The 15548-nt window shown below is 58.9% G+C and carries 17 protein-coding genes and 1 pseudogene; 9 read left to right on the forward strand and 9 right to left on the reverse strand.

Annotation, left to right across the window (positions count from 1 at the left end; all coding sequences use genetic code 11):
• Positions 1–8: 8 nt before the first annotated feature.
• Both SR908_RS15940 and SR908_RS15945 read left to right on the forward strand, forming a co-directional pair.
• Positions 9–1106: a glycosyltransferase family 92 protein gene (locus SR908_RS15940; RefSeq protein ID WP_246925808.1), complete on the forward strand. Its 1098-nt coding sequence runs from the start codon at positions 9–11 to the stop codon at positions 1104–1106.
• 168 nt (positions 1107–1274) lie between these two features.
• Positions 1275–2525, forward strand: coding sequence for an ISL3 family transposase (locus tag SR908_RS15945; protein WP_246925810.1), 1251 nt, complete (start codon positions 1275–1277; stop codon positions 2523–2525).
• A 113-nt stretch (positions 2526–2638) separates the two neighbouring features.
• On the opposite strand, the gene vapC (SR908_RS15950) is transcribed toward SR908_RS15945, so the two are convergent.
• Both vapC (SR908_RS15950) and vapB (SR908_RS15955) read right to left on the reverse strand, forming a co-directional pair.
• Positions 2639–3049, reverse strand: coding sequence for a type II toxin-antitoxin system tRNA(fMet)-specific endonuclease VapC (gene vapC, locus SR908_RS15950; RefSeq protein WP_322527373.1), 411 nt, complete (start codon positions 3047–3049; stop codon positions 2639–2641).
• The gene (gene vapB / locus SR908_RS15955) at positions 3049–3279 is read right to left on the reverse strand and encodes a type II toxin-antitoxin system VapB family antitoxin (protein ID WP_246926125.1); all 231 of its coding nucleotides are present in this window, start codon (positions 3277–3279) and stop codon (positions 3049–3051) included. Before vapB (SR908_RS15955) ends, vapC (SR908_RS15950) begins: the two co-directional genes overlap by 1 nt.
• A 273-nt stretch (positions 3280–3552) precedes the next feature.
• Here vapB (SR908_RS15955) and SR908_RS15960 point away from each other — a divergent pair, with 273 nt between their 5' ends.
• From SR908_RS15960 to SR908_RS15970, 3 genes are all read left to right on the forward strand, one after another.
• On the forward strand, positions 3553–4533 hold the full coding sequence (locus tag SR908_RS15960) for an Rpn family recombination-promoting nuclease/putative transposase (protein ID WP_322527374.1): 981 nt from the start codon (positions 3553–3555) through the stop codon (positions 4531–4533).
• A gap of 226 nt (positions 4534–4759) precedes the next feature.
• On the forward strand, positions 4760–5734 hold the full coding sequence (locus SR908_RS15965; RefSeq protein WP_246926086.1) for a glycine betaine ABC transporter substrate-binding protein: 975 nt from the start codon (positions 4760–4762) through the stop codon (positions 5732–5734).
• 158 nt (positions 5735–5892) lie between these two features.
• Positions 5893–6873, forward strand: coding sequence for an Rpn family recombination-promoting nuclease/putative transposase (locus SR908_RS15970; protein ID WP_246926083.1), 981 nt, complete (start codon positions 5893–5895; stop codon positions 6871–6873).
• Positions 6874–6969: 96 nt separating this feature from the next.
• Here SR908_RS15970 and vapC (SR908_RS15975) read toward each other — a convergent pair whose 3' ends face one another.
• Together vapC (SR908_RS15975) and vapB (SR908_RS15980) are read right to left on the reverse strand one after the other, a co-directional pair.
• Positions 6970–7380 (reverse strand): type II toxin-antitoxin system tRNA(fMet)-specific endonuclease VapC, encoded by a 411-nt coding sequence (gene vapC / locus SR908_RS15975; protein WP_075370570.1) that lies wholly within the window; start codon positions 7378–7380, stop codon positions 6970–6972.
• Positions 7380–7610: a type II toxin-antitoxin system VapB family antitoxin gene (gene vapB, locus SR908_RS15980; protein ID WP_246926125.1), complete on the reverse strand. Its 231-nt coding sequence runs from the start codon at positions 7608–7610 to the stop codon at positions 7380–7382. The genes vapC (SR908_RS15975) and vapB (SR908_RS15980) overlap by 1 nt, the downstream gene beginning before the upstream one ends.
• A 273-nt stretch (positions 7611–7883) precedes the next feature.
• On the opposite strand from vapB (SR908_RS15980), the pseudogene SR908_RS15985 reads away from it, so the two are divergent.
• The 3 genes and pseudogenes from SR908_RS15985 to SR908_RS15995 form a co-directional block, all read left to right on the forward strand.
• Positions 7884–8075 (forward strand): annotated as a pseudogene (locus SR908_RS15985) (Rpn family recombination-promoting nuclease/putative transposase); the annotation flags it as partial.
• A 175-nt stretch (positions 8076–8250) separates the two neighbouring features.
• The gene (locus tag SR908_RS15990; RefSeq protein WP_322527375.1) at positions 8251–8937 is read left to right on the forward strand and encodes an Rpn family recombination-promoting nuclease/putative transposase; all 687 of its coding nucleotides are present in this window, start codon (positions 8251–8253) and stop codon (positions 8935–8937) included.
• Between the two features lie 179 nt (positions 8938–9116).
• Positions 9117–9557: a low molecular weight protein-tyrosine-phosphatase gene (locus tag SR908_RS15995; protein WP_246923350.1), complete on the forward strand. Its 441-nt coding sequence runs from the start codon at positions 9117–9119 to the stop codon at positions 9555–9557.
• Between the two features lie 112 nt (positions 9558–9669).
• Here SR908_RS15995 and SR908_RS16000 read toward each other — a convergent pair whose 3' ends face one another.
• On the reverse strand, positions 9670–10218 hold the full coding sequence (locus SR908_RS16000) for a GNAT family N-acetyltransferase (protein WP_246923353.1): 549 nt from the start codon (positions 10216–10218) through the stop codon (positions 9670–9672).
• The gene (locus tag SR908_RS16005) at positions 10170–10460 is read right to left on the reverse strand and encodes a type II toxin-antitoxin system TacA family antitoxin (RefSeq protein ID WP_035412682.1); all 291 of its coding nucleotides are present in this window, start codon (positions 10458–10460) and stop codon (positions 10170–10172) included. Before SR908_RS16005 ends, SR908_RS16000 begins: the two co-directional genes overlap by 49 nt.
• A 286-nt stretch (positions 10461–10746) precedes the next feature.
• Here SR908_RS16005 and SR908_RS16010 point away from each other — a divergent pair, with 286 nt between their 5' ends.
• Positions 10747–11673, forward strand: coding sequence for a LysR family transcriptional regulator (locus tag SR908_RS16010; RefSeq protein ID WP_246923356.1), 927 nt, complete (start codon positions 10747–10749; stop codon positions 11671–11673).
• Between the two features lie 42 nt (positions 11674–11715).
• Here the strand turns inward: SR908_RS16010 and SR908_RS16015 are convergent, their stop codons facing one another.
• The 3 genes from SR908_RS16015 to SR908_RS16025 all read right to left on the reverse strand — a co-directional run bounded on the left by SR908_RS16015 (position 11716) and on the right by SR908_RS16025 (position 15537).
• Positions 11716–13266: an aldehyde dehydrogenase family protein gene (locus tag SR908_RS16015; protein WP_246923359.1), complete on the reverse strand. Its 1551-nt coding sequence runs from the start codon at positions 13264–13266 to the stop codon at positions 11716–11718.
• Positions 13263–14195, reverse strand: a complete 933-nt coding sequence (locus tag SR908_RS16020) for an NAD(P)-dependent oxidoreductase (protein ID WP_246923361.1) — start codon at positions 14193–14195, stop codon at positions 13263–13265. The genes SR908_RS16015 and SR908_RS16020 overlap by 4 nt, the downstream gene beginning before the upstream one ends.
• A gap of 172 nt (positions 14196–14367) precedes the next feature.
• Positions 14368–15537, reverse strand: coding sequence for a M20 aminoacylase family protein (locus tag SR908_RS16025; RefSeq protein ID WP_246923365.1), 1170 nt, complete (start codon positions 15535–15537; stop codon positions 14368–14370).
• Positions 15538–15548 lie beyond the last annotated feature (11 nt).

A 15548-nucleotide genomic window follows, 5' to 3' on the forward strand; every position in this document is an offset into this window, starting at 1 on the left:
ATTAAATTATGAGCAAAGAGATAAATCCAGTCTTCATTCCAGGTGATATGGACCTGAAGCGACACCCAAATACGAGAGATACGTTCGCGCCAGGCGAACTAATAAACTTCGATCATAAAACAATATTTTATGATGTCTATATTGATGAGCAAGACGCCTCACTGGTCGCCATTGGCCCGCCATGCCTAAACCTCAAAGATTACATAAAAAAAGCCAAGCTAATTGTAAATGGCGTACAAACCCCGTTCTCATTAAAAGAGCATGAAGAACACAAAATCTGCTTTTTAAAAGCGAGGATTTCTTCTGGAAAGGATTACGAGATTGAATTTAAGTTTAAAGACTTCAGTACGACTTTGAAGCTAAAAAGCCTTAACATACCGCACGGTAACAAAGTCCTCGCAGCCATATCCAAGAATAACAAAACTGAGTGGATCTCAGACTGGGTTGATTTCTATAGAGAAAACTACGATCTTGATGGTGTCTACATTTATGACAACGGCAGCAAAAATGTTGATGAGTTAGAGCACAAACTTGAGGGACGCGCCAAAGTCATCCGCTGGAACCACCCTTATGGCCCACCTAAAAAACGGTTTAATAAATTCGCCCAACCTGGTGCTTTAAACCATTGCTTAAACCGTTTTGCAAAAAAAGGCGTGCTTTTCAATTTTGATATAGACGAATTGCTCATAGCCAACCAAAGTGATATAGACAGCGAGCTAGAGAAAAACGGAACCGTCTATTTTGACAGCTACAACGTACCTTTCGTAAACCCAGGAAAAGACGACTACTCATATTACGATTTCAGCTATCGTGAGAAAAACCGGAGAAAGTCAGCCCGAAAATTTGTGTGTCTGCACAACGCAGTCGATATTATATCTCAGCATAACACATGGACCTTCAAGAACATCTTTATAAAACAAAAAGTAAAACGAAACAAACCCGACAAACTAGAGTCGAAAAACGGCTTTTTTATGCATTTTTTGGGCATTACAACCAATTGGCAACCAGGCCTTAAAAAGCTAAAAGAGACTCCCCTAGACTCCCTCGAACCAGACAAATCTCATATAAAGATGCGTTATAACAAAAGCATGAAAGAAGGCGAATAGTGGCAAGCCCCCGATATTCTAGACACTTGAGAGCTGCTCAAAGTACTGCTTTTCGAACCCCATCGGAGACAGGCCGCCGTTGGTGCCGTGGGCTCTTCGTCGTTGGGTGTGGAATTCGCCCCCTAATCTGGGCCAAGATATGACCTCCACTTGGACAGGAGGCATGGCATGGACGGCACCCAGATTCTGACCCTCGGCCTGGGCCTGGAAGCGCCCTGGATCCTCAAGGACCAACACCTGGATACCTCCGTGTCACCCCACCGTCTGGATCTCTATGTCGAGGCCGAACGAGGCAGCCTCTACCCCTGCCCGGAGTGCGCCAGGGCCTGCCCGGCCCACGACGTTACCGACAAGACGTGGCGGCACCTGAATTTCTTTCAGCACCACTGCTACCTGCATGCGCGGGTGCCTCGCACCAAGTGCCCCGAGCATGGCGTCAAGCGCATCGAGGTGCCCTGGGCACGGCCCGGCAGCGACTTCACCCTGTTGTTCGAGCAGGCCGCCATGTCACTGGTCAAGGAGATGCCGGTGCTGGCCGTCTCCCGGCAACTGGAGATCTCCGACAAGCGCTTGTGGCGCATCGTCGTGCACCACTACGTCGGCCGCATGCTGGGTAAGCTGGACCTGTCCCGCGTAGCCACCGTCGGCGTGGATGAGACCGCGTCTCGGCGTGGTCAGCGCTATGTCACGGTGTTTCTCGATATGCAGCGCAAGCAGGAGCCGGTGCTCTTCGCCGTGCCCGGCCACGGAAAGGCCGCCATCAAGGCCTTCCTGGCGGAACATAGCGGCGACCCGGACAACGTGGTCGAGGTGGTCTGCGACATGTCTCAGGCCTTCCTGAGCGGCGTTGCCGAGCACCTACCCAACGCCGAAGTGACGGTCGACTGGTTTCACATCGTGCAGACCTTCACCAAGGCGCTGGACGAGGTTCGCAAGAAGGAGCGCCGTGAGAAGGGGCATCCCAAAGCCCTCCGCTGGGCGATCTTGAAGAATCTGGATAACGGCAACCAGACGGCCAAGCAGCTGGCCGCCCTGCACGAGCTGGTGGCCGATCGAGGCGCCACCGCCGATGCCTGGGTGATCAAGGAAAAGCTGCGCTGGATCCAGGAGGCTGCGACGCCGCGTGCCGCCCGGTGGCGCATCACAAATTACCTCAAGGTGATGCGGGAGGCGGTCACCGATCAGCCACTGCTCAAGCCCATGGCGAAGGCCCTGACTACTCTTGAACGGCATGCCGAGCAGGTAGTGAGGCGCTGGATCTCGGGACTGACCAACGCGCGCCTGGAAGGCATGAACGGGCTCTTCCAGGCGGCCAGGTCACGCGCACGCGGCTACCGGAACGAGGCCAACTTCATCGCCATGATCTACCTGATTGGTAGCCCAGTGGGGCACCTGCTCGATCAGGCCAAATCCACGTGAAGTGACGAAGAACCTGAGATGATGAGCGAACTGATGGCGCAGTACCATGAGGCTCCGGCATCAACACATTGACGGTGTTGCGCTCAGAAGCTGCATCCGCCCTTGCCAGTGCCTCATGGGGCATGAGTCGTCCAGTCATCCAGGCGCAGCCCCGAAACTCGCTCGAATTCACGTAGGTTGTTGGTGACGACAATCAGGCCCTGTGAGCGTGCATGACCCGCGATCATCTGATCGTAAGGCCCGATAGGGGTACCCGCTTTCGCGAGTTCGGCTCTTAGTTGGCCAGTATGGGCAGCGGCATCGTTATCGTAAGGCAGAACTTCCAGACGCGCTGCGAAGCTTTCGACGACGGCGATGTTGTGCTCGGGGTTACTGGATTTCTCCGCGCCATAGACGAGTTCCATCAGCGTGATGGAACTGATGCACATTTGACTGTGGTGGCGCTTGAAGATCTCTCTCACCGAGGGTGGTTTGTTCTTGATCGTATAAATGCAAATATTGGTGTCGAGCATGTATTTCAGCATTAGAATGCTTCCCGCCGCTGATCCTCTGGCTGCTCGCGCGTGGACATGAAATCCGCCGTGGCGCCAGGTTCGTCGAACCAGCTATCCCATGATTCTCCCGCTGGGACGATGATGCGCGTCCTGCCGATGGAGATGATCTCGACACGCTTTACACCCTCAGGAAAGGCGCTTGCTTTGGGGAGACGTATGGCTTGATTGCGATTGGATTGGAAAACGGAACCTTGAGGCATGACAGCCACCTTGGGATATTCTTTATGTATATCCCAATGTAGTGAGGCTCAAGAAGGCTGTCAATGTGCATGAATCGAAGCCTTGTGGCCCCCAGGAAGAAAGGCAAGATGGGCGTCAGTGCGTGCCTCTCGCGAAGGTCTCCCACAAGATACGCCGCATAGAGTGCCCACCCAGGTTGTGAGAAGATATTAGTGGGAGCGAATTTATTCCCGATAGTCCCTGTCGCAGGTGCCCGCAACGCGGTAGGCTTCCAGATCGAGACAGGAGCGCGCATGGCCGAGACGACTTCCAATCATCACGATACCGGCTACAAGGAGCTGTTCAGCTACCCGGAGTTTGTGCAGCAGCTGATCGAAGGCTTTGCGCCGGGTGAAATTGCTGCGCTGATGGACTTCACGACGCTCAAGCAGCACAACGGCCATTACATCACGCCGATGTTCGAAGAAAGGATCGAGGATGTAGTGTGGTCGGTGGAAGTGACTTGGGACGGCGTGACGCAAGAGGTGTATTTGTACATCCTGCTGGAGTTCCAGTCGTCGGTGGATCGCACCATGCCGATCCGGTTGATGCACTATGTCGCTTGCTTCTACAGCGAGCTACTCAAGCAAAAGGTCACTACGCCCCGACAAGGCCTGCCGCCGGTGTTTCCGGTGGTGCTCTACAATGGCGTGGACCGCTGGGCGGCACCGTTGGATGTCTATCGCATGATTGCCCCGGAACCCCCGAGTTTTCTGCAGGTCTACCAACCACACTTGCGCTATTACTTGGTCGATGAAGGGCGCTATACTGACGAAGAGTTGGGATTGGTACAGACGCCGCTGAGCGGGGTGTTCAGTGTTGAGAAGGCGTCCAAGGATCGCCGGAGCCTCCAGCAAGCCGTGGACCGGGTCGTGGCGATCATGCAGGCTGATCCGAATAAGGACCGTACCGACGCGATCATCACCCGCTGGTTGAAGCGCCACCTTCAACGACTCGGAGCGGAGGTCAACCTGGATCGGCTCAACAGTTTGGTGGAGGATAAAGACATGTTGGCAGAAAACTTACAGACCTGGGCCCAGAAAGAGCGGCAAGAAGGTCGTCAGGAAGGACTTCAGGAAGGACGTCAAGAAGCTGAGCAACGCGCTTTGGAAGATAAACGTAATACCGCTCGCAACCTGATCGCTCGCACCGAGCTGGAAGATCAGATGATTGCGGAGATTACTGGTCTGGCCATCGAGGAAGTGAGCCAGCTGCGCTCCGAGAATAAGCACTGACCCCCTCGTTTAATTGACCATGAACTGATGTTTAATGACGGCCTCTTATGAGGCCGTTTTTGTTGTGCGCGAGGCGATGTACGACGTCCAGGTTTTGTAACGACAGCGATAGCTATATAGGGTGTGTGTACATTTTGTGTCGAACGTCGATGCCGGCAATGGGGCTCGGCGCCTCGACAATGCCTGACAATCTGACTTACAACTTCAATATTACAGGGTGATCGAATTGAGCAACCAGCTACTGACCGGACGCAGCTCCCTGATGTTCAGCACGGCCTTGGCCGCTTTGTTTCTGGCAGCGCCTTCCTTGTCGGCCAGTGAGGCCGAGCAGGAAGAGTCGGCCAACAAGAGCGGGCCGGAAACCATCGCCAACCAGTTCGTGTTCGGCTCCGGCAAGGAGTGTCCCCATGAGCCGTACTGCCTGCCCGCGCTCGAGGAAGAGTACGGCTTGCACTTCGCCGATTTCGTGGTCACCGACCCCGGTGGGCCACGCACGCGAGAGGCGCTTGTGAACGGAGACATCCAGATCGGCGTGCTCTTCACCACCAATGGGTATCTCGCCACTGACCGTTTCGTCTTGCTGGAGGATGACCGTAACGCCCAGCCGGCGGAAAACGTCATCCCGGTGGCCCACCAGTCCATCGCCGACGCCTACCCTGAGATCGGTAAGGTACTCAATCCGCTCAGCGCCGCCCTGACGACCCCGGAGCTGGCCGAGATGAATCGACGCTTCGCGCTCGACGGGGTGGACGCGGAGACCATCGCCCGAGAGTGGCTCAAGGAGCACGGAGCGCCCGCGCCTTCGGAAAGTGCGCCGACAAAAGAGGGCCCCACCATCGTGGTCGGCTCCGGCAACTTCGCCGAGAGCATCATCCTGGCGGAAATGTACCACCAGGCGCTCGATCAGGCGGGATACCCCACCCGGCATCGGCAGGAAATCGGCAACCGCGCCACCTATCTGCCCCTGCTCGAAAGCGGCGAAATCGACTTGTTTCCGGAATACACCGGCAGTCTGGGTGGCTGGCTGAACACGCTCGCCGACACAAGCGGACAACCCCTTTCGGCATTGCTGCCCGAACGCGACCTGGTGGGCTTCGAGCCAGCCCCTGCGCAAGACAAGAACGGCTTCGTGGTCACCGCTGAGACCGCGCAGCGCTACGACCTCGAAAAAATCAGCGATCTGGCGAAGCCCGCTCCCTGAAGTTTGCTTCTTGGAGTTTGCATATTGGTCAACACGGCCGAGGCATGGCGCCCACCCAGGTTGTGAGAAGATATTAGTGGGAGCGAATTTATTCGCGATAGTCCCTGTCCCAGGTGCCCGCAACGCGGTAAGCTTCCAGGGTCGAGACAGGAGCACGCATGGCGAGTCAACCCCACCACCCTCACGACCACAGCTATAAGTTGCTGTTCTCTCACCCCGAGATGGTGAGAGATCTATTGACCGGGTTCGTCAAGGAAGCCTGGGTGGAACAACTCGACTTCTCGACACTGGAGAAGGTCAGCGGCTCCTATATCACCGAAGATCTGCGGGATCGCGAGGACGACGTCATCTGGCGAGTGCGCTGGGGCGACGACTGGCTCTATGTTTACTTGCTGCTCGAGTTCCAGTCGAGCGTCGATAGATTCATGGCCGTGCGAGTGATGACCTACCTGGGGCTGCTCTATCAGGACTTGATTCGTCAGGGGGCCTTTACTCCCAATGGCAAGCTACCGCCGGTATTGCCGATTGTGCTCTATAATGGGGAGAAGCGCTGGACGGCAGCACAAAACGTGGCGGACCTGGTCGAACAGGTACCCGGAGGGCTCGAACGCTATCGGCCGGACTTGGCCTATCTGCTTCTCGACGAAGGGGCGGTCATCAGCGACCCTGAGTGGTCGGATCACATGCGCAACGTGGCTGCTGCGCTCTTTCGATTGGAGCACAATCGCGACGAGCAAGATATGCTGGAGGTGCTGGGCACGCTGGTCGAGTGGCTCAAGGCGCCCGAGCAAACCGGGCTACGACGGGCCTTCGTGGTGTGGATACGCCGCGTACTGCTGCCCAACCGAGCGCCGGGGATGGAACTGCCCGAGTTCAATGAGTTGCAGGATCTACACGAGGTACACGACATGCTGGCAGAACGCATCAAGCAATGGCCTGAACGGTGGGAAGAAAAAGGCCGCCAGGAAGGCCGCCAGGAAGGACGTCAAGAAGGTCGCCAGGAAGGCGAACAACGGGGCATCGAGAAGACTGCCCGCAACCTGATCAAGCTGGGGGTACTCAGTGATGAACAGATCGCCGAGGCCACAGGGCTGACGGTGGCCGACGTGGAAGGGCTGCGCGAAGAAGACACGCAGTGATCCTGCAGCGAATGGATCATGAACTACGTTTTAGACGGCTCCTTTTGGGGCCGTTGTTGTTTGTGGCCGAGTTTGGCGCGTGGGCGGCGAGGTGTCTCATGGGGCATGAGTCGTCCAGTCGTCCAGACGCAGCCCCGAAACGCGCTCGAATTCACGTAGGTTATTGGTGACGACAATCAGGCCCTGCGAGCGTGCATGACCCGCGATCATCTGATCATAAGGCCCTATAGGGGTACCCGCTTTCGCGAGTTCGGCTCTTAGTTGGCCAGTATGGGCAGCGGCATCGTTATCGTAAGGCAGAACTTCCAGCCGCGCTGCGAAGCTTTCGACGACGCCGATGTTGTGCTCGGGGTTACTGGATTTCTCCGCGCCATAGACGAGCTCCATCAGCGTGATGGAACTAATGCACATCTGGCTGTGATGGCGCTTGAAGATCTCCCGCACTGAGGGCGGTTTGTTCTTGATCGTATAAATGCAAATATTGGTGTCGAGCATATATTTCAGCATTAGAATGCTTCCCGCCGCTGATCCTCTGGCTGCTCGCGCGTGGACATGAAATCCGCCGTGGCGCCAGGTTCGTCGAACCAGCTATCCCATGATTCTCCCGCTGGGACGATGATGCGCGTCCTGCCGATGGAGATGATCTCGACACGCTTTACACCCTCAGGAAAGGCGCTTGCTTTGGGGAGACGTATGGCTTGATTGCGATTGGATTGGAAAACGGAACCTTGAGGCATGACAGCCACCTTGGGATATTCTTTATGTATATCCCAATGTAGTGAGGCTCAAGAAGGCTGTCAATGTGCATGAATCGAAGCCTTGTGGCCCCCAGGAAGAAAGGCAAGATGGGCGTCAGTGCGTGCCTCTCGCGAAGGTCTCCCACAAGATACGCCGCATAGAGTGCCCACCCAGGTTGTGAGAAGATATTAGTGGGAGCGAATTTATTCCCGATAGTCCCTGTCGCAGGTGCCCGCAACGCGGTAGGCTTCCAGATCGAGACAGGAGCGCGCATGGCCGAGACGACTTCCAATCATCACGATACCGGCTACAAGGAGCTGTTCAGCTACCCGGAATTCGTGCAGCAGCTGATCGAAGGCTTTGCACCAGCCGAGATCGCCACGCTGATGGACTTCACGACGCTCAAGCAGCACAACGGCCATTACATCACGCCGATGTTCGAAGAAAGGATCGAGGATGTAGTGTGGTCGGTGGAAGTGACTTGGGACGGCGTGACGCAAGAGGTGTATTTGTACATCCTGCTGGACAAATTCATCGGGAATGAATTTGGGCGCACTTCAGTGCGCCCGAAGGGTGGGCGCCATGGATGGCGCACATCTGTTTCAGTCGTCGGTGGATCGCACCATGCCGATCCGGTTGATGCACTATGTCGCTTGCTTCTACAGCGAGCTACTCAAGCAAAAGGTCACTACGCCCCGCCAAGGCCTGCCGCCGGTGTTTCCGGTGGTGCTCTACAATGGCGTGGACCGCTGGGCGGCACCGTTGGATGTCTATCGCATGATTGCCCCGGAACCGCCGAGCTTTCTGCAGGTCTACCAACCACACTTGCGCTATTACTTGGTCGATGAAGGGCGCTATACTGACGAAGAGTTGGGATTGGTCCAGACGCCGCTGAGCGGGGTGTTCAGTGTTGAGAAGGCGTCCAAGGATCGCCGGAGCCTCCAGCAAGCCGTGGACCGGGTCGTGGCGATCATGCAGGCTGATCCGAATAAGGACCGTACCGACGCGATCATCACCCGCTGGTTGAAGCGCCACCTTCAACGACTCGGAGCGGAGGTCAACCTGGATCGGCTCAACAGTTTGGTGGAGGATAAAGACATGTTGGCAGAAAACTTACAGACCTGGGCCCAGAAAGAGCGGCAAGAAGGTCGTCAGGAAGGACTTCAGGAAGGACGTCAAGAAGCTGAGCAACGCGCTTTGGAAGATAAACGTAATACCGCTCGCAACCTGATCGCTCGCACCGAGCTGGAAGATCAGATGATTGCGGAGATTACTGGTCTGGCCATCGAGGAAGTGAGCCAGCTGCGCTCCGAGAATAAGCACTGACCCCCTCGTTTAATTGACCATGAACTGATGTTTAATGACGGCCTCTTATGAGGCCGTTTTTGTTTGTGGCCGGGGCATGAGCACACCCATGCTTGGATGGCGAGGCTTTTCATCTTCCGGTGGGTGCGCTTTGGCGTCACGATAGGGTGTTGTGCAAAGCGAAATGGGGCTCGGCATTGATGTTTAAACGTATTCTGGTGGTGTGTACGGGCAATATCTGTCGTAGCCCAGTGGCGGCGGCGCTGTTACAGCGGCAGTATCCTGATCGGATGATTGCCACGGCGGGCCTTGGCGCGCGTGTGGGAGAGGGCGTCGAGACGCATTCGCGCGCATTGGCGGAGGCCGAAAAGCCGGAGCTCGCCAATGCGCTCAAGGCGCATAAGGCACGCCAGATCGATGAAACGATGCTGCGCGAAGCGGACTTGGTCTTGGTAATGACGGAACGCCAACGTAGCGCGGTGGGGGAGCTGTTACCCTCGGCGTTCGGCAAGACCATGCTGTTCGGGCGTTGGCTGGCCAACCCGGAAATTTCCGACCCCTACGGCAAGAGCGATGAAGCGTTCACGCACGTGCATCGGCAATTGGTCAACGCGGCCGAGGCGTGGGCGGGGAAGTTGTAGCCTGGTATTGAGAAATTATACGTACTGAACAGTGCAGTGACGCGTAAATGCTGACGGCCCCTCTTTTGGGGCCGTTTGTGTTTGTGGGCTTTTTTCGCCCGGATGGGGCATGTCATTCGCCTCGAGTCTTCAGCGAAACGAACAGCATCAGGGGATTGTCAGGGTTTTCGACGAAGCCATGCTTCTTATAGAAAGCCGCCACGTCCTCGTCGAGGGCGTCAACGACCAGGGCACGCGCTGCAACATGTCCAGCCGCGAGCAAGGACCGCTCGATGGCCTCGGCCAGCAAGTCCTTACCGAGCCCCGTCCCCTGGCAAGGATGGTCTACCGCCAGTCTTCCCAGCTTGATGACAGGGAGTTCGGTGGGCATGTTGCGCCGCATGCTCTTGGGGGCTTCTTCCCGCAGCACCGACCCCGTCGCCAACGAGATATAGCCCGCCACTTGGTTCATTCCTGCGTAACAAACGACATATGTCGTCGTGGCTTGGCGCTTGGTGTTTTTCAGGCCCCGAGCCTTCAAGAAATCGTTGAGGCTGTTACGGCCACAGTCAAATTTATCGACGTCGTGATGCTCATTGATAACGACGGGAGGCTCAATATCCGCCACCTCGATTACGTCTTGTCCCAGCGCTTCTTGCGATTCATCAGTTTCATTACACACGGATTTTCCTCGATAGGGGTCTCTAGTGCTCTCTCGAAGGCCTCAAACGAGCGGTCATCCATCACATACATGCGCCGATCCATTAGAATTTCCTCGGCTCGACGGCATGCAGCATCCAGCACGAAGCTGGTTCGATCACCGCCACATTCTGCAACGGCCCTGTCGATGAGGGCGCGTTTTCTACTCTCAACGCGCATATTGAGAGGCAACAATTTAGTGCGCGCCTCTACAACTTGGCTCATGTTCATTACCTGTATGATGAAGATATGAATTACTGCCTGAACAAGCACATTCTGGCATGGTGTAACGCCCCTGTCTACACTGTAACGCTATAAGCTATACATGGGGCGAAAGGCTCGTTCTTGATCGTATAAATGCTTCTGTCAATGCACCTGTACAGCGGCCCCTTTACTGGGGGCGTTTGCGTTGCCGGGGCGGGCGTCGGTACCGGCGTGGCGGTGACGGCGGTGCCTGACACTGAGATACTGACGTCAGCGTTCCGCCATGCAACCGATCGGGCTATGAGTAATGGATATTCCCCACCAACGGTTAGTGTATTTCCAGGTAACGATCGAGGCGGGCTCGGTACGTCAGGCGGCTGCGCGGCTGGACATTGCGCCGTCGGCGGTCAGTCGTCAGATTTCATTGATCGAGGAGGCCCTTGGCGCGCCGCTGCTGGAGCGTTCGCGGCAAGGCGTGGTGCCGACGCCGGTGGGGGAGATGCTGCTGGATTACTGCCGCAAACGCTCGGCACTCGATGATACCTTCAGTGAAGCGCTCGATGCTTACCAGCGCCTGGAAACCGGCCATCTCTCGCTGACGGTCGGGGAGGGATTCGTCGGGGATCTTCTCGATACGCCTTTGCGGACATTTACCGAACGTTATCGCGGGGTGCGTCTGGATGTGAATACGGGAAGTACCAGCGACATCATCGAGGCGGTTGTCGAAGATGAGGCCCATATTGGCTTGATGTACCACGAGCGGTTGCATCCGCAACTACGTTTCTGGCATTCCAGCTGTCAGCCGCTGGTGGCTTTGATGTCGCCATCGCACCCCTTGGCGGCTGTAGAGGATGGCCTGTCTCTCGCCGTACTAAGTGAGCATCCCATGGCGTTGTGGCGTACCGGCCACGGAGTTCGTCAGCTGGTCGACGAGGGCTTTCGCGAGGCGGGGCTGGGGCAGCACGTCACGATGCAGACCAACTCGCTTTCGGTGCTGCTGCATGCTGCCAGGTCGGAACTCACACTCACGCTGCTACCTGCCTTTGCGGCAGCCCGGGAGCTTCAAGATGGGGCGCTCGTAGCTCGTGCTGTTGACTGTGAGCGCTTTCGTCAGGCGCATGCGCATATCATTACCCGGGTCGGACGGCGTATGCCGAAGGCGGGCCTGCAGTTGCTGCGGCATCTCGAGCATTGGATGCGGGCCTTCAATTCACGTCGGGGGAATGGCCAGTAAGGCAGGCAGCCAGAAGCGCACCTGACTGCCTGCTCCCCGTTGTCATCCCACGCCGCTGCCATAGCCCATGGCGACACTGGCGGACGGGGCGGTTTCCACCCATACGCTCTGTGCCACGGTGTATTCCTTGAGTCCCTCCATGCCACTGGAGCGCCCAAAACCGCTGTCGCCGAAGCCGCCGAACGGCGACATGACATTGATCGCTTTGTAGCTGTTGATCCACACCGTGCCTGCTCGCAAGCGCGCCGCGACGCGATGAGCGCGTGCCGGGTCCTGGGTCCAGACGGCGCCGGCCAGGCCGAAGCGCGTGGCATTGGCCAGCCGCACGGCGTCTTCTTCGCTATCGAACGGCATGACCACCAGCACCGGGCCGAACACTTCCTCTTGGGCGATCGCCATCTCTTCCGTGACATCCGCCAGTACCGTAGGCGCCAGGAAATAGCCCTCGGCTTCCGCCGGCAATCCCGTCGGGCGTTGCCCGCCACATAAGAGACGAGCACCGTGTTGCCGGGCCGCTTCGATCATCGAGGTGATGTGCTGGTACTGCTTGGCATTCTGTACCGGACCCATCTGGGTCGCCTCGTCGCTGGGCAGCCCCACGCTGATCTCTCCCGCGGCGCGTGCCAGCCGCTCACAGACCACATCGAACACCTCGCGCTGCACCAGCAGGCGCGATCCTGCGACGCAACTCTGCCCGGCGGCGGCGAAGATCGCGGCCTGTGCGCCGGCCACGGCATCGTCGAGCCGGGCGTCGTCGAACACGATATTGGCCGACTTGCCGCCCAGCTCCAGCACGCTGGGCACCAGCCGCTCGGCGCCGGCCTGGGCGATGCGGCGGCCGCTCTCGGGAGAGCCGACGAACACCAGCTTGCTGATGCCGTCATGCCCGGTGAGTGCCGCGCCCGTGGTGGGGCCGACGCCGTTGACGATGTTGATCAGCCCCTTGGGCAACCCGCTGCGTTCCATCAGCATGGCGATGGCTACTGACGAGAAGGGCGTCATTTCCGATGGCTTGAGCACGACCCCGTTGCCGGCGGCAATCGCGGGTGCCAGCTGCCAGGCACAGGTGAACATGGGGGCGTTCCACGGCGTGATCTGACCGACCACGCCATACGGCACATGACGCACATAGTTAAGGTGCGAGGTCGGTACCGGGATCACTTCGCCGTGCTGCTTGTCGCACCAGCCGGCATAGTATTCGAACATCTCGCGGACCTTGTTCACCTCGCCCCGGCAGTCGCGAATGGGCTTGCCCGCGACCACGCTTTCCAATTGTGCGAGGGTTTCTTCATGGCCGTGTAGCGCCCAGGCCGCCGCCGTCATGCGCCGTCCACGCTCGCTGGCTGTCAGCGACATCCATTCCTGCTGGGCGAGGGTGGCCGCTTCCACGGCGCTGGCCACCCGCTCGGCGCCGGCATCGCGATACTCGATCAGCGGCAGCCCGGTCACGGGGTCGAGCAGTTCGATGCGCTCGCCCTGGCCGGGTGCGAGTTCCCCCGCGATCCAGTTGCTCAGGGGCGTGTCGGCCTGCATGCCCAGCGTGGCCAGCAGCTCGGTGAGGCGTTCGACGGCCGTGGTATTGAGAGCGTTCATCGCGTTTTCTCCTGATTCGAGAAGGGGGTATCCGTTCGTGCCTGGGCCAGGATGGTGTCGGTGATGCGGTTGAAGTCGGCAGCGTCGGGCAGGCCGGCCGAGTCGTCATGCCAGCGCGCCACGACCCGTTCCAGCAGTTCCAGCGGAAGCCCCATGTCGCTGGCGGCATCGCGTGCCAGGCGCAGGTCCTTGCGCATCAGGCCGGTGGTGAACCCCGAGTCGAAGGCGTCGGATAGAATCCACTTGGGAAAGTTGACCTCGCTGACGGCGCTGCGCCCGGAGCTACTGTTCAGCCCGGCCAGGCAGGCGGCCGGATCGACGCCGGCGCGGGCCGCCAGGGTCACGGCCTCGGCCGTGGTCAGAAGATGGGCCGCGCAGAGATAGTTGTTGGCCAGCTTGACCACATGGCCGCTGCCCGCCGGGCCGACGTGGGTATAGCGCGCCGACATCGCCTCGAGCATGGGGACGAGCCGTTCGATGGTGGCCGGTTCCCCGCCCAGCAGCATGCCGAGGGCGCCGGACGCCGCGCCCGACGGGCCACCGCTCACCGGCGCATCGAGCCATTCGAGACCGGCCCCGACCACCTTCCCGGCCAGCTCACGGGTGACGGCCGGGTCGCTGGTCGAGGTATCGACGATGATGCTGCCCTTCGGGGCCCGCTGCAGGAGCCCGGGCGAGGCTTCGATGACCTCGCGGACATGGGCCGAGGTGGGCAGCGAGAGCAGGTAGACGTCAGCCTCGGGCAGGGCATCCATGGGCGTGACGGCCAGGCCGCGGGCCCCCAGGTTGTCCCGCGCCGCGTCGGCGACGTCCGTCCCCGTGACGGTGAAACCGGCGGCATGCAGGGTCATCGCCATGTTGCCGCCCATCTGTCCTAAACCGATCACGACGATGTTCATGTCATCTGTGTTCATGCCAACTTTGTTCATGCCAGCTCCAGGTTGTCGTTGTTGCGAATGGGTTGCTCACGTCGTTGTTGATTGCATAGTGGTCGTTCGTGTCGCCGGCGACGAAAACGGGCATCGGGGCTCCGGGCCATGCCCCGCGAGGCATGGCAAATGGCATGGAAAAACGTTGTGTTCGTTGGGTATGAACGCCTCGTCAGCGTTCGTCTTGTCTACCGTCGCCGAGTAGTGTTCTCGCCAGCGCCGCCCAATACGCCACCCCGATGGGCGCCAGGGCATCGTTGAAGTCGTAATGCGGGTTGTGCAGCGACGCGCTGTCCTCGCCGTTGCCCAGCCAGATATAGGCGCCGGGGCGCTGCTGGAGCATGAAGGCGAAGTCCTCTGATGCCATGGAAGGCGGCAGGTCGCGATGAACCTGGCGAATGTCCGGCAGCGTCTCCAGCACTTCGGCACAGCGCACGGCGTGCGCGGGGGTGTTGAAGGTGGCCGGATAGCGCGATTGGTAATCGATGTCGGCCTCTAGGCCATGGAAGGTGGCCATGGCCGCGATCGCCTGCCGAAAACGCTTTTCGAGGTGATCACGCAGCTCGGGATCAAAGCAGCGCACGGTGCCGCACAGCTCCACCGTTTCGGGCATGACGTTGTAGGCATCTCCGGCGTGAAACTGGGTCACGCTCAACACGGCGGTCTGGTGCGCCGGGGTTTCCCGGCTGACGATGCCCTGCAGTTGATTGACCAGTTGGCATGCTGCCAGTACCACGTCCTTGCCCAGGTGCGGCATGGCGGCATGGCAGCCGTGCCCCGTGAGCTTCACGCGGAAGATATCGAAGGCCGCCATGACCGCCGTGTCGTGGACGGCGGCTTCGCCGACCGACAGGCCCGGCCAGTTGTGCACGCCGTAGACGGCTTCCATTGGGAAACGCGTGAACAGGCCTTCCTCGACCATGACGCGTCCGCCGCCTTCGTTTTCTTCCGCCGGCTGGAAGATGAAGTACACCCGGCCGGCAAAGTCGGGCGCCTCGGCCAGGGCATAGGCCGCGCCCAGCAGCATGGTGGTATGGCCATCGTGCCCGCAGGCGTGCATCTTGCCGGGCGTCTTCGAGGCATGGTCTACGTCGTTGGCTTCGAGCACGTCCAGGGCGTCGATGTCGGCGCGCAACCCGATGGCGCGCTCGCCGCCATGGCGACCGTCCACCCAGGCGACGACACCGGTGCCGCCGCCGAGGCCGGTGATCTTCTCGATACCGGCGTCCTCGAGAATCTCGACGATGCGTGCGCTGGTGCGCTGTTCCTCGAACGCGGTTTCCGGTTGGCGATGAAATTCATGACGCCATTCGCTCAATAATGTGGGGGTGACGGTCGTCATAAGAGCCTCCT

Origin of the sequence: Chromohalobacter canadensis, from assembly GCF_034479555.1 — a bacterium.
Lineage (GTDB): Bacteria > Pseudomonadota > Gammaproteobacteria > Pseudomonadales > Halomonadaceae > Chromohalobacter > Chromohalobacter canadensis.

Excerpts from the sequence above, each read along its gene's own strand:
- SR908_RS15940 (WP_246925808.1), top strand. The coding sequence starts at position 9 with ATGAGCAAAGAGATAAATCCAGTCTTCATTCCAGGTGATATGGACCTG.
- SR908_RS15990 (WP_322527375.1), top strand. The coding sequence starts at position 8,251 with ATGCACTATGTCGCTTGCTTCTACAGCGAGCTACTCAAGCAAAAGGTC.
- SR908_RS16005 (WP_035412682.1), bottom strand. The coding sequence starts at position 10,460 with ATGAGCCAAGTTGTAGAGGCGCGCACTAAATTGTTGCCTCTCAATATG.
- SR908_RS15960 (WP_322527374.1), top strand. The coding sequence starts at position 3,553 with ATGGCCGAGACGACTTCCAATCATCACGATACCGGCTACAAGGAGCTG.
- vapC (WP_075370570.1), bottom strand. The coding sequence starts at position 7,380 with ATGCTGAAATATATGCTCGACACCAATATTTGCATTTATACGATCAAG.
- SR908_RS16015 (WP_246923359.1), bottom strand. The coding sequence starts at position 13,266 with ATGAACGCTCTCAATACCACGGCCGTCGAACGCCTCACCGAGCTGCTG.
- SR908_RS16020 (WP_246923361.1), bottom strand. The coding sequence starts at position 14,195 with ATGAACAAAGTTGGCATGAACACAGATGACATGAACATCGTCGTGATC.
- SR908_RS15970 (WP_246926083.1), top strand. The coding sequence starts at position 5,893 with ATGGCGAGTCAACCCCACCACCCTCACGACCACAGCTATAAGTTGCTG.
- vapC (WP_322527373.1), bottom strand. The coding sequence starts at position 3,049 with ATGCTGAAATACATGCTCGACACCAATATTTGCATTTATACGATCAAG.
- SR908_RS16010 (WP_246923356.1), top strand. The coding sequence starts at position 10,747 with ATGGATATTCCCCACCAACGGTTAGTGTATTTCCAGGTAACGATCGAG.
- vapB (WP_246926125.1), bottom strand. The coding sequence starts at position 3,279 with ATGCCTCAAGGTTCCGTTTTCCAATCCAATCGCAATCAAGCCATACGT.
- vapB (WP_246926125.1), bottom strand. The coding sequence starts at position 7,610 with ATGCCTCAAGGTTCCGTTTTCCAATCCAATCGCAATCAAGCCATACGT.
- SR908_RS15945 (WP_246925810.1), top strand. The coding sequence starts at position 1,275 with ATGGACGGCACCCAGATTCTGACCCTCGGCCTGGGCCTGGAAGCGCCC.
- SR908_RS16025 (WP_246923365.1), bottom strand. The coding sequence starts at position 15,537 with ATGACGACCGTCACCCCCACATTATTGAGCGAATGGCGTCATGAATTT.
- SR908_RS15995 (WP_246923350.1), top strand. The coding sequence starts at position 9,117 with ATGTTTAAACGTATTCTGGTGGTGTGTACGGGCAATATCTGTCGTAGC.